Consider the following 12,240-nt stretch of genomic DNA (forward strand, 5'->3'; position numbering starts at 1 on the left):
GTGCACACGCAAAGGCCAAGCCGACTAGGAGGGGGGTAAAAAGCACGGTGGCGACGCACATTCACGATCGGCGACATCCTCTTGCTGCAGCGCTTCGAGGAGCATGTCCCTTAGCACAGGCAAATGCGAATGCTCGGGATCGCGGGCCGCGGTCAGAAGCGTCAGCTTGCCCTGACGGGCATAGCGCATCAGCGGCAGCAGCACCTCCGGCTCGGCCTTCAATGCCTTGCGATAGCGCTCGCGAAAGTCATCCTCGCTGATGGCGTGGCGGTGATAGTCGCGCCGCAACGTCGGCCCGGGCGAGGCGTCGCGGTACCATTCGTCAAGCGCAAGCGACGCGCGGGACTTTCCCCTTGGCCAAAGCCGGTCAACCAGCACCCTGGCACCGTCATCGTTTGCCTGCGGCGAGTAAATACGTTTGAAGACGATGTCATAACTCATCAGACTCTCCTCATCATGCCATGCCACGCAAGGCTAAAGAACGTCGTGAAGCCGCTTCATGGCTGAATGCAAATCGCTCACTTGCTTTAAGGAGGTGCATTTTGTCATTATCTGCACCCTTTTGATGCAACAAGGCGCCAAATGAAAACCTACCTGGGGAAAATGCGTGGCGAACGTACCCGACGACCTTTTGTCGGTTGGCAGGACGCCTTCTGGTCATAGCTGGGCGCCTTTAGCGGCATGGCGCTGATTTGCTGGTTAAGCGCGGGCTGGCTCTCCAATGGACTGCTGATTGTCGGCTCGTTTGGCGCCACCTCGGTACTCATTTACGCGGCGCCGGAAAGCCCGCTTGCGCAACCCAGTCACGTCCTGTTTGGTAGCATGCTGTCAGCCGCCGTGGGTGTGGGCTGTTACCAATGGCTGGGCGCGACCCCGATGTCCATGGCGCTGGCCGTGTCATTATCCATTCTGGTCATGCAGCTCACTCATACAGTGCACCCGCCGGGTGCCGCCGCCGCATTGATTGCCGTTGCCGGCGGCGACAACGTGCATGCCCTGGGCTGGTGGTTTCCCCTGGTGCCGATTGGCGCGGGCTGTCTGATCATGCTGATGGTCGCCATCCTGATCAACAACCTGGCCCGCCATCGGCGCTACCCACGCTACTGGTAGTCGTCATACCCGCCCCTCCCAGTCAGGCAAGCGTATTTCCTCCTGCAGCTGACGAAGTTCGGGCTGATGCATTTCGGCAATTTGTGCCACGCGCTTTGCACCTTCTGTCAGCAAGTGGACTTCGATCTGGCGACGGTCTTCACGCCCTGGCCGCCGCTCCACCAACCCCAACTGTTCGCAACGGTCAATCAAGGTGACCGTGCCGTGATGCTTGGCCTGCAAACGCTCGGCCAACTGACCCACCGTCGCCCACTCCTGCCCTTCAAATCCTTGCAAGTGCAGCAGTAATTGATACTGCAGCGAGGTCATTCCATGTTCGCGGCAAATATTTTCGCTGTGGCGTAAAAAGCAACGGAGCTGGTAACGAAACTGGGAAAGCTGCTGAAAATCCCGTTTGGTTAATGACGACGTCGGATTATTGGGCATCGTTTGGCTATGTCTCTATTTAGCTGGGCTGACTTGACAGCCACCAGTGTAGCGCCTAAACATTAAATATCACAATATGATATTTTAAACCTGAAACGTAGGCAACCGTTGTCATTGCACGGTACGCGTAGCCAATGGGGAGGTGCTCCGATGAATTTACTGACCGCCGCACAAATGCCTTTTAATCATCAAGTGGGATGGCAAGAACTTAGCGGGCGTCAACCGTCGATACCTGCGCTTGCGGGATGGCTGGTACTACCCATGTCGCTTCTGCCACCAATCATGCTTTATTTTGCCGGCACTCACCACGGCGATGCGCTGATGCCTGGCTTTGCCGATCGGGAATGGCGGTTTATCACCACCATTTTATTTTTGGCCGAGCTGCTGACGTTTTTCATGATGGGGTGGGTGATTCATACCGTGGTCAATGGCACCCAGGCGCTTTCCATCGACTATCCGGACGCCTACCTGCTGGCCGCGCTGGCCCCACTACCGCTATGGGCATCATCGCTCATACTGCTCATTCCGAACCTGCTGCTTAATGTGCTGGTCGTGTTAGCGGCGCTTGGCGTCTCGTGCAGCCTGATCTATCACGGCCTGCAGGCGCTTTGCGGGAGACACGACCATGATATGGCCACCATGTCGGCGACCTATACCATCATGTCGGCAGGCGTGCTCGCTTGGGGCGTGCTGATGGCGCTGACCTGGGCTTACTAGGTTTTCTTGAATAACACGGCGGTGATCACTGCATCAGCGAGTCACCGCTATCATCGTCAAGCGCCACCCCTTCCACGCCAATATCCGCTTCCAGCGCCAGCAGATAATGCCGCAGACCGCGGCGGGTCGCTTGTTCGTGCAGGCTAAGGCGTACACGATCGGCCACATCATTGTAGGCCAACTGCCGACCTTCCTCGCGTGCGTCCACCATGACCAGATGCCAACCGTAGCGCGACGCAAGCGGGCGATCGTGCAGGCCCTCCGGCAGGTGTTGCAGCGCGCGGTCAAGCTCCGCCACGGTTTGCCCTGGCACCAGCCAGCCAAGCTCACCACCCTGCTCATTCGAGGGGCAAGCAGAATAGCGCTGAGCAAACTCTGTCAACCGCTCAGGGTGCTGCCTGAGTGTTTCCAGCAATGTCACCCCCTGATGATACTGCGCGTCCCGTGCTTCAGCGTCGTCCGGCGCAGCGGCAAGCAGAATATGACGAACGCTCACTCGCGTGGGTTCACAAAAACGCTCAGGGTGAGTGGCGTAGAAACGCTCGCAGTCTTCTTCTGAGGGCTCAGGCACTGCAAGCTCTTGCTCGAGTAGCGCGGCAACTGCCTGATCATCAGCATCGTCGCCCTCTTGAAGCAGCCCAAGCTCGGTCGCACGCTGGCGCAGGAGTTCCCGAACCACCAGCGCCCGGGCGGCTTTCAACTGCGCACTCCCGGCACTGTCCGCCGGGTGGTACTGCATTTCCTGGGCGATATCACTGTCTAGAATGGGCTGACCACCAACACTGACCGCTGGAGTCGTTGCTTCGCCTGGTAGTTGTTCAATATCTATCATCTGCATGACAACACTCCTTAGCCTCTTTTACGCACCAACTGATAACGACGAGTGGCATAGCCAAACGGCGCGCTCCATACATGAACAAGGCGGGTAAAGGGAAAGATCAAAATAATCGTCAAGCCGACCAGAATGTGCAGCTTGTAGATAAAGCCAACGCCTACGAGGTAACTGGCAGCGCCGCCCTGGAAGAACACCACCGCCTGGGCCCAGTGGGCAAGCTGAATCATCACGCCGCCATCAAGGTGATTCAACGCCGGAATGATCGTCAGCAGGCCTAACGAAACCTGCACCACCAGCAGTAAAATCATCAACGTATCCATGAGGCTCGACGAGGCTCGCACCCGTGGGTTGGCAACACGGCGATAAGCCAACATGGCACCACCCACTAGGCACATAACGCCTGCGATGCCCCCCACCACAATGGCGATGATTTGCTTGGTGCCCGCGCTCATAAACGGTGCGTAGACCCAGTGTGGTGTCAATAGCCCTACCAGATGGCCAAAAAAGATGGTGATGATGCCGATGTGGAATAGGTTGCTTGCTAAACGCATGTTTTTCGACGACAGCATTTGGCTGGAGCCGGTTTTCCAGGTGTACTGACCGTGATCAAAACGCAGCAGGCTGCCAAGCAAAAATACCGTGCCCGCCAAATAGGGGTAGTAGCCATAAACCAGTTGATGAAGGTAGTCGCTAACCATGGGGATTCTCCTTTAGCGCTCGCTTGGGCTAGGCTTAGCGGCGCCAGTGCTGGGCATAATGTTAATGGGGTCGCTGGGAACGCTGCGCTTGCGCTCGGCAAGCCGACGCCCTTCGGCGGACTGTAGCGCGCAGTCCTGATCGGACTCGGCAGAAAAACGCACCGCTTCTTCTTCCCATACGGCATCCAGTGCCTCCGGCGTGTCATCAGGCGCCTCGGCTTTCACCTCATCACGGTGTTCATTGACCTCCTCTTCAGCACCAATCAGTGCCAGTAATGCATAAGGAGCAAGGGCATGGTCCGCTTCGCGTTCTTCCAGCCGCGCCATCAATAGCGCCAGGATGTGACGAATTTCGCCCAGCCAACGGGCTATTTCCCCTTCCGGGCGCGTGGAGAGATACTCGAGAAACAGCGGCAGGAAGTCCGGCAGCTCACGCGCATCGAGCTCAAACCCGGCGGCCTGGTATTCGTTCATCAAATCGACCATTGCCTGACCGCGATCGCGAGACTCGCCGTGCACGTGCTCAAACAGCAGCAATGACGTCGACCGTCCTTTATCGAATAGCGCAACGTACTCTGCCTGCAGGTCGAGCAGATCAGTGTCGGCGATGCGCTGACACCAATTGATCAGCTGCTGGCGCAATGGCGCGCGCCAGCGACGCTCTGCGTCGATGATGTCACTCAGCTCTCCGGCCGCCTGCTGCAGATCAACATTGGGATAATCCAGGAGCCTGGCGAGCACACGTAAACTCAACATTTCATCCTGCTCGTCGGGCAGCATGTGCTCTACAGCGTTACCCATGACGGGCCTCCTCGGCGTGCGCGTTGGGGTCAAAGGTTTCAACCGGTTTTACCAGGGTTTCCGTGTTGGAGCGGCCGTTGAACAGGCTGGCTTTGCTCTCGCCATGACACCCATCGCCAAAGCTGAAGCCGCAACCGCCGCGCTCGGGAAACGCATCGGTGGCCATTTCGCGGTGGCTGGTGGGAATCACGAAACGGTCTTCGTAATCGGCAATGGCAAGGTAGCGGTACATTTCCTCCACCTGGGTCGGCGTCAGACCCACTTGGTCGAGCACCTCGGTATTGGGCTCGCCCTCGACGTGTTTACCGCGCATATACAGACGCATGGCCATCAGGCGCTTGAGCGCCAGCACCACGGGCGCTTCTTCACCGGCGGTGAGCATGTTGGCCAGATACTTCACCGGGATGCGCAGGGACTCGATTTTCGGCATCACGCCGTCGAACTCGACCTTGCCGTCTTCCGCGGCGGACTGAATCGGCGACAGCGGCGGTACGTACCAGACCATCGGCAGCGTGCGGTATTCCGGGTGTAGCGGCAGCGCCAGCCCCCAGTCCATCGCCAGTTTATACACTGGCGATTCCTGTGCGGCTTGGATGACGTTATCGGTGATGCCGTCCTGTTTTGCCTGGGCAATCACTTCGGGGTCGTTGGGGTCGAGGAAGATCTCACGCTGACGATGGTAAAGATCCTGCTCGCTGGGCGCGCTTGCCACCTCCTCGATGCGGTCGGCGTCGTAGAGCAGCACGCCGAGATAGCGGATCCGGCCCACGCAGGTTTCCGAGCAAACCGTTGGCTGGCCCGATTCAATGCGCGGATAGCAGAAAATACATTTTTCGGATTTTCCGCTTTTCCAGTTGTAGTAGATCTTCTTGTAGGGGCAGCCGGAGATGCACATCCGCCAGCCGCGGCATTTGTCCTGGTCGATCAGCACGATGCCGTCTTCTTCGCGCTTGTAGATCGCGCCGCTGGGGCAGCTCGCCACACAGGTAGGGTTCAAGCAGTGTTCGCAGAGTCGCGGCAGATACATCATGAAGGTGTTTTCAAACTGGCCGTAAATATCGGCCTGCACCTTCTCGAAGTTGATATCCTTGCGACGCTTGGCAAATTCGGTACCCAGGATTTCTTCCCAGTTCGGGCCCCATTCGATCTTCTTCATCCGCTCGCCGGAAATCAGCGAGCGGGGTCGTGCCACTGGCTGGTGCTCGCTTTGCTTGGCCGTGTGCAGGTGCTGATAGTCGAAGGTGAACGGCTCGTAGTAATCATCCACTTCGGGAAGGTCGGGGTTGGCAAAAATATTGGCCAACACCCGCCACTTACCGCCGATGCGCGGTTCGATCTTGCCGTCCTTGCGCCGCATCCAGCCGCCCTTCCATTTGGCCTGGTTCTCCCATTCCTTGGGGTAGCCAATCCCCGGTTTGGTCTCGACATTGTTGAACCAGGCGTACTCGACGCCTTCGCGGCTGGTCCAGACATTTTTGCAGGTCACCGAGCAGGTGTGGCAGCCAATGCACTTATCGAGATTGAGGACCATGCCTACTTGCGAGCGAATTTTCATTTGACGGCCTCCTGGACGTAATCGTTACCTTCGCCATCGAGCCAATCGATGTGCTTCATTTTGCGTACCAGCACAAACTCATCGCGGTTCGAACCCACGGTGCCGTAGTAGTTAAAGCTGTAAGCGAGCTGGGCATAGCCGCCGATCATGTGCGTCGGCTTGGGGCAAACCCGGGTAACGGAGTTGTGAATACCCCCACGGGTACCGGTAATCTCGGAGCCGGGCACATTCACCTGGCGCTCCTGGGCGTGGTACATCATCACCATGCCGACCTTGATCCGTTGGCTGACCACCGCGCGGGCGGCAATCGAGCCGTTGGCGTTGAAGACCTCCAGCCAGTCGTTGTCGTCAATACCCAGGTCGGCCGCATCGTCTTCGGACAGCCACACCACCGGGCCACCCCGGTTGAGCGTCAACATCAACTGGTTGTCCGAATAGGTCGAGTGAATTCCCCACTTCTGGTGCGGCGTCAAAAAGTTGAGCGCCTTGCTCTTGAAGCCGTTATCCGCCGGTAGCGGGAAGTTCTCGGCTGCCTTGGTGTTGATCGGCGGGCGATAGACCAGCAGGCTTTCACCGAAGTCGCGCATCCAGGCGTGATCCTGATACAGCTGCTGACGACCGCTCACCGTGCGCCAGGGAATCAGCTCGTGAACGTTGGTGTAGCCGGCGTTGTAGGAAACGTGCTCATCTTCCAGGCCGGACCAGGTCGGGCTTGAGATAATCTTGCGCGGCTGGGCGACGATGTCCCGGAAGCGGATTTTTTCTTCCTGCTTGGGTGTCGCCAGATGGGTGTGATCCAGCCCGGTAATCTTGCCAAGCGCGCCCCAGGCCTTCACCGCCACATGACCGTTGGTTTCCGGGGCGAGGGTCAACACGGTTTCGGCGGCGTCGATCGCTGACTCGATGCACGGGCGACCTTTCGCCGAACCCTCAAGCTTGCGTTTATTAAGCTTGCCGAGCAGCTCAACTTCGGCATCGGTATTCCAGTTGATGCCTTTACCGCCGTTGCCGAGCTTTTCAAGCGCCGGACCAAGCGACGTGAAGCGCTCATAGGTTTCCGGATAGTTACGCTGCACTTCCATCAAGGCAGGCATGGTTTTGGCGGGGATCGGGTCGCACTCGCCCTTTTTCCAGTCTTTGACATCCACCTGGGATAGCTCCCCCGGTGAGTCGTGCTGTAGCGGCAGCGTGACCAGATCGGTTTCTTCGCCAAGGTGGCCGACGCAGGCTTTTGAAAACGCCTTGGCAATGCCCTTGTAGATGTCCCAATCGCTGCGCGATTCCCACGCCGGGTCGGTCGCCGCCGTCAGCGGGTGAATAAACGGGTGCATATCCGAGGTGTTCAGGTCATTTTTTTCATACCACGTGGCCGTGGGCAGCACGATGTCGGAATACAGGCAGGTAGTCGACATGCGGAAGTCCAGCGTCACCAGCAGGTCGAGTTTGCCTTCCGGCGCTTCGTCGTGCCATTTCACTTCTTCGGGCTTCTGGCCGCCAAAATCGCCCAGATCCTTGCCTTGAATACCGTGGCGCGTCCCCAGCAGGTACTTGAGCATGTATTCATGCCCCTTGCCGGAGCTGCCGAGCAGGTTGGAGCGCCAGATAAACATATTGCGCGGGAAGTTCTGCGGATTGTCGGGATCTTCAGCGGCAAAGGAAAGCTCGCCTTTCTTCAACTGATCCACGACGTAGTCTTTGCTGGCCATGCCCGCGGCTTTTGCCGCTTCAGCAATACGCAGCGGGTTGGTGCCCAGCTGCGGCGCCGAGGGGAGCCAGCCCATGCGCTCGGCACGGACGTTGTAATCGATCAGGCTCCCGGTGTGCCGCGAAGTATCCGCCAGCGGCGAGAGAATCTCCTTGATCTCCAGCTTCTCGTAGCGCCACTGCGAGGAGTGGTTATAGAAAAACGAGGTGGAGTTCATGTGCCGTGGGGGGCGCGTCCAGTCAAGACCAAAGGCGAGCGGGAGCCAGCCGGTCTGCGGGCGCAGCTTCTCCTGGCCAACATAGTGCGCCCAGCCGCCACCGCTCTGTCCGATACAGCCGCACATGATCAGCATATTGATCAGGCCACGGTAGTTCATGTCCATGTGGTACCAGTGGTTCATCCCGGCGCCGACGATGATCATGGATCGACCTTGGGTTTTGTCCGCGTTATCGGCGAATTCCCGGGCGATCCGGGTTGCCTGCTCGGCGGAGACGCCGGTGATCTTTTCCTGCCAGGCGGGGGTATAGGGTTTGATCTGATCGTAAGCCGTCGCGCCGTCGTCTTCGCCCTCGTTGCCCAGACCGCGGTCGATGCCGTAGTTGGCGCACATCAGGTCGAAAACCGTCACCGCCATTACGCTGCTGCCATCGGCTTTGGTCAGCCGCTTGACGGGCAGGCAGTGATAGAGACGGTCGCCGCTCGCGCCGGCGACATGATTGAAGTGCTCATGCTCGATGCCACCAAAGTAGGGAAACGCCACCCGCGCGACGTCGTCGTGACGTCCCACAAAGGTCAGCAGCGGCTTGATCTCGCCGCCCTCGGCATCACGCGGCTCAAGATTCCACTTGCCATGATTGGCCTCGTCTTCGCCCCAGCGAAAACCAATCGAGCCCCGCGGCACCACAAGCTGATCACGGGTTTCGTCCCAGGCAAGCGTTTTCCATTCGGGGTTATTGTGCTGGCCAAGGTTCTCGGCGAAGTCGGCCGCGCGCAGTTGGCGTCCCGGCACGATAGTGCCGTCCTCGCGGGTCTCCAGCTCGACCAGGCACGGCATATCGGTGTAGCGGCGCACGTAATCGGTGAAGTAGACGCTTGGGTTGTTGAGGTGGAATTCCTTGAGAATCACATGCCCCATCGCCATGGCAAGCGCAGCGTCGGTGCCCTGCTTGGCGCTCATCCATTCGTCGGTGAGCTTGGAGACTTCGGCGTAATCCGGCGTGATCGAGACCGTCTTGGTGCCCTTGTAACGCACCTCGGTAAAGAAGTGGGCATCCGGCGTGCGGGTCTGCGGCACATTGGACCCCCAGGCGATGATATAGCCCGAGTTGTACCAGTCGGCAGATTCTGGCACGTCGGTCTGTTCGCCCCAGGTCATCGGCGAGGCGGGGGGCAGATCGCAGTACCAGTCGTAAAAGCTCATGCATACGCCGCCGATCAACGACAAATAGCGACTGCCGGCGGCATAGCTGACCATCGACATCGCCGGTATCGGTGAGAACCCGAGGATGCGATCTGGCCCGTATTGCTTGGCGGTGTAAACGTTGGAGGCGGCGATCAGCTGGTTGAGTTCGTCCCACTCAGCGCGCACAAACCCGCCCATGCCCCGGGCACGCTTATACTGCTGGGTTTTCGCTGGGTCGCTAACGAGGTATTCCCAGGCATCCACCGGGTCGGTTTTTTCGACCAGCGCTTCGCGCCACAGGCTCAGCAGGGCTTTGCGGATCAACGGGTACTTCAAGCGGTTGGCGCTATACATGTACCAGGAATAGCTGGCGCCCCGAGGGCAGCCGCGCGGTTCATGATTGGGAAGATCGGGCCGCGTGCGCGGGTAATCGGTCTGCTGGGTCTCCCAGGTCACCAGGCCATTCTTGACGTAGATTTTCCAGCTGCATGAGCCGGTGCAGTTGACGCCGTGGGTAGAGCGCACGACTTTGTCGTGCTGCCAGCGGCGACGATAACTATCTTCCCACTGGCGGTCCTCTTGGCGAACTTCACCGTGTTCACTCGCAAAAGGCTCGCGGGCCTTACGGAAAAAATTTAGCCGGTCAATGAAATGACTCATGGTCGATCTCCAGGCTTTTCAAAGGAAAGCAATCGCCTGATAGCAGACGTCTTGGAAATCGATTGTGGGGGATTGAACAGGCGATTTCTGCCCAGTTACCTCTATATACCCCGACCCTACCCCTTAGGTGATAGAACTCCCAAACCACTGGGGATAGAGGACGAAAAACGCTTGCGGTGACTGACCTGCGTCAATGATGGTGAGGGCACCGGTATAGGATAGTACCCATCTAAAACACTCAGCTTTCGCACTTAAAGGCGCGCCTATGAGCTTACGTCAACTTTCTGATCGCTTACCGCTACTGCGTTTAGCCTTTCGTCCTTTCTTTTATTTTGCCGCGCTGTTTAGCCTGCTCGCCATGCTGGTATGGCTTGGCTTCTGGCACGGCAACGTTTGGCTTTCTCCCTACGGCGGCATGCTGTGGTGGCATCAGCATGAAATGCTGTTTGGCTTTGCGGGTGCCATCATCGCCGGTTTTCTGCTTACCGCGGTACAGAACTGGACGGAGCGGCCCGGGGTGTCGGGCTGGGCGCTACTGGGATTGGTGGTGCTATGGCTCGCCGCCAGGGTATTGCTGGCCTACGCCGCCTCTCTACCCGGCTGGCTATTATTGCTGGTGGATGTCAGCTTTCTACCGCTGGTTGCGATCATCATGGTGCGCAGCGTTGTGGCAGCACGCTTATGGCGCAACCTCTTGTTTCTTCCCGTGCTACTGCTGCTGGGCACCGCCAATGCCGCCATGCACCTCGGGGTGGTAAACGGCAACGCCCTGCTGATTCGCGAGGCAAGTCATCTGGCTGTCTTGACCATTACCCTGCTGATGGTGGTATTGGGTGGACGCGTGATTGCGTTTTTCACCGCGCGCAAACTGAGCTTTCCCCAACCTGAGCGCACCCCGCTACTTGAGGCGCTGAGCCTTGGCAGCATGGCAGCCATTGTCGTTCTACAACTGATGAGTATGTTAAGCGACCTGGGCTCTGACCGGTTAATGGCCACGTTAATGACTATCGCCGCTTTAAGTAATGCCTGGCGATTAGCCCAGTGGAAAGGCTGGCTTGGCTGGCGCGAACCGCTTTTATGGGGATTGCACCTAAGCTATGCCTTTATTCCCCTTGGGTTAATGCTTTGGGCATGGCAGCTAGTCAGCGGCCAGCGCGTCGAAACCGCCGTGCACGCGCTGGCGATTGGCGCCATGGCAACGATGATGCTCGCCATGATGGCGCGGGTGTCGCCGGGCCATACCGGACGCGCCATCCAGACGTTACCGGGAGTAGGCTTGGCGCTGGGCATCCTGCTAATCGCAGGGCTGCTGCGTTCGGTGTGGCTGGTGGTATTTCCGCAGACAAGCCATTGGGTATTTAGCGCGGCCATCATCGCCTGGTGCATCAGCTATTTGGTTTTTTTACTGCACTACACCGTCCCACTCTTCTCTGCACGCGTTGATGGCAATGATGGTTAAGCAGGCAATGTCGGCAACCGGCGGCTTATGGGGAGATGATCGTGGCGGAGCACTATTTATTGCTAAAGCACCTGCATATCACCGCGGCTTATGCGAGTCTGGCATTTTTTGTCCTGCGCGCTATCTGGTCGTTCAACGGTGCCCAAGTGCTTCAGGCCCGTTGGGTAAAGGTGATACCGCATATCATCGATACGGCCCTGCTGGCCCTTGGGGTATCGCTGGCTGTTATACTGAATTTCTGGCCCTTGCCACCCTGGCTAAGCGCTAAAATCACCGCGCTGGTTATTTATATCGTGCTGGGCACGGTCGCCATCAAGCGTGGCAGAACGCCGACCACGAGAGCCATGGCGGCGTTGGCGGCGATCAGCGTATTTGGCTACATGGTGGGGGCCGCCATACAGCGTTCGCCGCTATCCTGGCTTGGCTGGCTTGGCTGATACCTGAACATAATGAAAAAGGAGAGCCCATGCGACTGACACAGATAGCCTGGTGTGCGCTTGCCTACCTGTGTATCGGTCTGGGCATCGCCGGGATTGTGCTGCCTCTCGTACCCACTACACCGTTTTTACTGCTCGCGCTGTGGGCCGCCACCAAAGGCTCTCCCCGCATGGCACACTGGTTGTATCACCATCCGCGTATGGGCCCCTACCTTCACGCCTGGCACGAACAGCGGGCCATTCCAAAGCGGGCCAAGATCATTGCCTTGGGGCTGTTGACGAGCACTTGGCTGATACTGTTGGCCAGCGGCGCACACCACTTCCTGCTCGTGGGGATGGCTACATTTTTCATCGGCGCTGCCAGTTTTATTGTCACACGCCCAAACGCCTATGCCGATCAATAAGCGCACTCTTACCCCTTGCCCGCGATACTCT

Annotated in this window: 11 protein-coding genes and 1 pseudogene; 5 read left to right on the forward strand and 7 right to left on the reverse strand. The window is 58.3% G+C overall.

Annotated elements, in window-relative coordinates; all coding sequences use genetic code 11:
* Nucleotides 1-24 precede the first annotated feature (24 nt).
* Nucleotides 25-441: a DUF488 domain-containing protein gene (locus B7L15_RS09130; protein WP_085918677.1), complete on the reverse strand. Its 417-nt coding sequence runs from the start codon at nucleotides 439-441 to the stop codon at nucleotides 25-27.
* A 141-nt stretch (nucleotides 442-582) separates the two neighbouring features.
* On the opposite strand from B7L15_RS09130, the pseudogene B7L15_RS09135 reads away from it, so the two are divergent.
* Nucleotides 583-1,110: pseudogene (locus B7L15_RS09135) on the forward strand (HPP family protein).
* Between the two features lie 3 nt (nucleotides 1,111-1,113).
* Here the strand turns inward: B7L15_RS09135 and B7L15_RS09140 are convergent.
* Nucleotides 1,114-1,419 carry a MarR family transcriptional regulator gene (locus tag B7L15_RS09140; RefSeq protein WP_234346820.1) on the reverse strand — a complete coding sequence of 102 codons (306 nt, stop codon included), beginning with the start codon at nucleotides 1,417-1,419 and terminating at the stop codon, nucleotides 1,114-1,116.
* 267 nt (nucleotides 1,420-1,686) lie between these two features.
* Between B7L15_RS09140 and B7L15_RS09145 the strand changes: the two genes are divergently transcribed.
* The gene (locus B7L15_RS09145; RefSeq protein ID WP_085918678.1) at nucleotides 1,687-2,253 is read left to right on the forward strand and encodes a YIP1 family protein; all 567 of its coding nucleotides are present in this window, start codon (nucleotides 1,687-1,689) and stop codon (nucleotides 2,251-2,253) included.
* Nucleotides 2,254-2,278: 25 nt separating this feature from the next.
* Here B7L15_RS09145 and B7L15_RS09150 read toward each other — a convergent pair whose 3' ends face one another.
* The 5 genes from B7L15_RS09150 to B7L15_RS09170 are packed head-to-tail and all read right to left on the reverse strand — an operon-like array spanning nucleotide 2,279 to nucleotide 9,909.
* Nucleotides 2,279-3,091 carry a peptidylprolyl isomerase gene (locus B7L15_RS09150; RefSeq protein WP_085918679.1) on the reverse strand — a complete coding sequence of 271 codons (813 nt, stop codon included), beginning with the start codon at nucleotides 3,089-3,091 and terminating at the stop codon, nucleotides 2,279-2,281.
* Nucleotides 3,092-3,102: 11 nt separating this feature from the next.
* On the reverse strand, nucleotides 3,103-3,786 hold the full coding sequence (gene narI, locus B7L15_RS09155; RefSeq protein WP_085918680.1) for a respiratory nitrate reductase subunit gamma: 684 nt from the start codon (nucleotides 3,784-3,786) through the stop codon (nucleotides 3,103-3,105).
* A gap of 12 nt (nucleotides 3,787-3,798) precedes the next feature.
* Nucleotides 3,799-4,587, reverse strand: coding sequence for a nitrate reductase molybdenum cofactor assembly chaperone (narJ, locus tag B7L15_RS09160; RefSeq protein WP_254902904.1), 789 nt, complete (start codon nucleotides 4,585-4,587; stop codon nucleotides 3,799-3,801).
* Nucleotides 4,580-6,142 (reverse strand): nitrate reductase subunit beta, encoded by a 1,563-nt coding sequence (gene narH / locus B7L15_RS09165; protein ID WP_085918681.1) that lies wholly within the window; start codon nucleotides 6,140-6,142, stop codon nucleotides 4,580-4,582. The genes narJ and narH overlap by 8 nt, the downstream gene beginning before the upstream one ends.
* Nucleotides 6,139-9,909, reverse strand: a complete 3,771-nt coding sequence (locus B7L15_RS09170; protein ID WP_085918682.1) for a nitrate reductase subunit alpha — start codon at nucleotides 9,907-9,909, stop codon at nucleotides 6,139-6,141. The genes narH and B7L15_RS09170 overlap by 4 nt, the downstream gene beginning before the upstream one ends.
* Before the next feature lie 265 nt (nucleotides 9,910-10,174).
* On the opposite strand from B7L15_RS09170, the gene B7L15_RS09175 reads away from it, so the two are divergent.
* The 3 genes from B7L15_RS09175 to B7L15_RS09185 are packed head-to-tail and all read left to right on the forward strand — an operon-like array spanning nucleotide 10,175 to nucleotide 12,209.
* Nucleotides 10,175-11,368: an NnrS family protein gene (locus B7L15_RS09175; RefSeq protein ID WP_085918683.1), complete on the forward strand. Its 1,194-nt coding sequence runs from the start codon at nucleotides 10,175-10,177 to the stop codon at nucleotides 11,366-11,368.
* A 41-nt stretch (nucleotides 11,369-11,409) separates the two neighbouring features.
* Entirely contained in the window at nucleotides 11,410-11,805 is a 396-nt protein-coding gene (locus B7L15_RS09180) for a SirB2 family protein (RefSeq protein WP_254902905.1), read from the forward strand.
* Nucleotides 11,806-11,834: 29 nt separating this feature from the next.
* Nucleotides 11,835-12,209 (forward strand): YbaN family protein, encoded by a 375-nt coding sequence (locus B7L15_RS09185; protein WP_066320314.1) that lies wholly within the window; start codon nucleotides 11,835-11,837, stop codon nucleotides 12,207-12,209.
* Nucleotides 12,210-12,240: the final 31 nt, after the last annotated feature.

This window comes from Halomonas sp. CSM-2 (assembly GCF_002119345.1).
Lineage (GTDB): Bacteria > Pseudomonadota > Gammaproteobacteria > Pseudomonadales > Halomonadaceae > Vreelandella > Vreelandella janggokensis.

Coding starts and splice junctions, on each gene's coding strand:
- B7L15_RS09130 (WP_085918677.1), bottom strand. CDS start 441: ATGAGTTATGACATCGTCTTCAAACGTATTTACTCGCCGCAGGCAAAC.
- B7L15_RS09140 (WP_234346820.1), bottom strand. CDS start 1,419: ATGACCTCGCTGCAGTATCAATTACTGCTGCACTTGCAAGGATTTGAA.
- B7L15_RS09145 (WP_085918678.1), top strand. CDS start 1,687: ATGAATTTACTGACCGCCGCACAAATGCCTTTTAATCATCAAGTGGGA.
- B7L15_RS09150 (WP_085918679.1), bottom strand. CDS start 3,091: ATGCAGATGATAGATATTGAACAACTACCAGGCGAAGCAACGACTCCA.
- narI (WP_085918680.1), bottom strand. CDS start 3,786: ATGGTTAGCGACTACCTTCATCAACTGGTTTATGGCTACTACCCCTAT.
- narJ (WP_254902904.1), bottom strand. CDS start 4,587: ATGGGTAACGCTGTAGAGCACATGCTGCCCGACGAGCAGGATGAAATG.
- narH (WP_085918681.1), bottom strand. CDS start 6,142: ATGAAAATTCGCTCGCAAGTAGGCATGGTCCTCAATCTCGATAAGTGC.
- B7L15_RS09170 (WP_085918682.1), bottom strand. CDS start 9,909: ATGAGTCATTTCATTGACCGGCTAAATTTTTTCCGTAAGGCCCGCGAG.
- B7L15_RS09175 (WP_085918683.1), top strand. CDS start 10,175: ATGAGCTTACGTCAACTTTCTGATCGCTTACCGCTACTGCGTTTAGCC.
- B7L15_RS09185 (WP_066320314.1), top strand. CDS start 11,835: ATGCGACTGACACAGATAGCCTGGTGTGCGCTTGCCTACCTGTGTATC.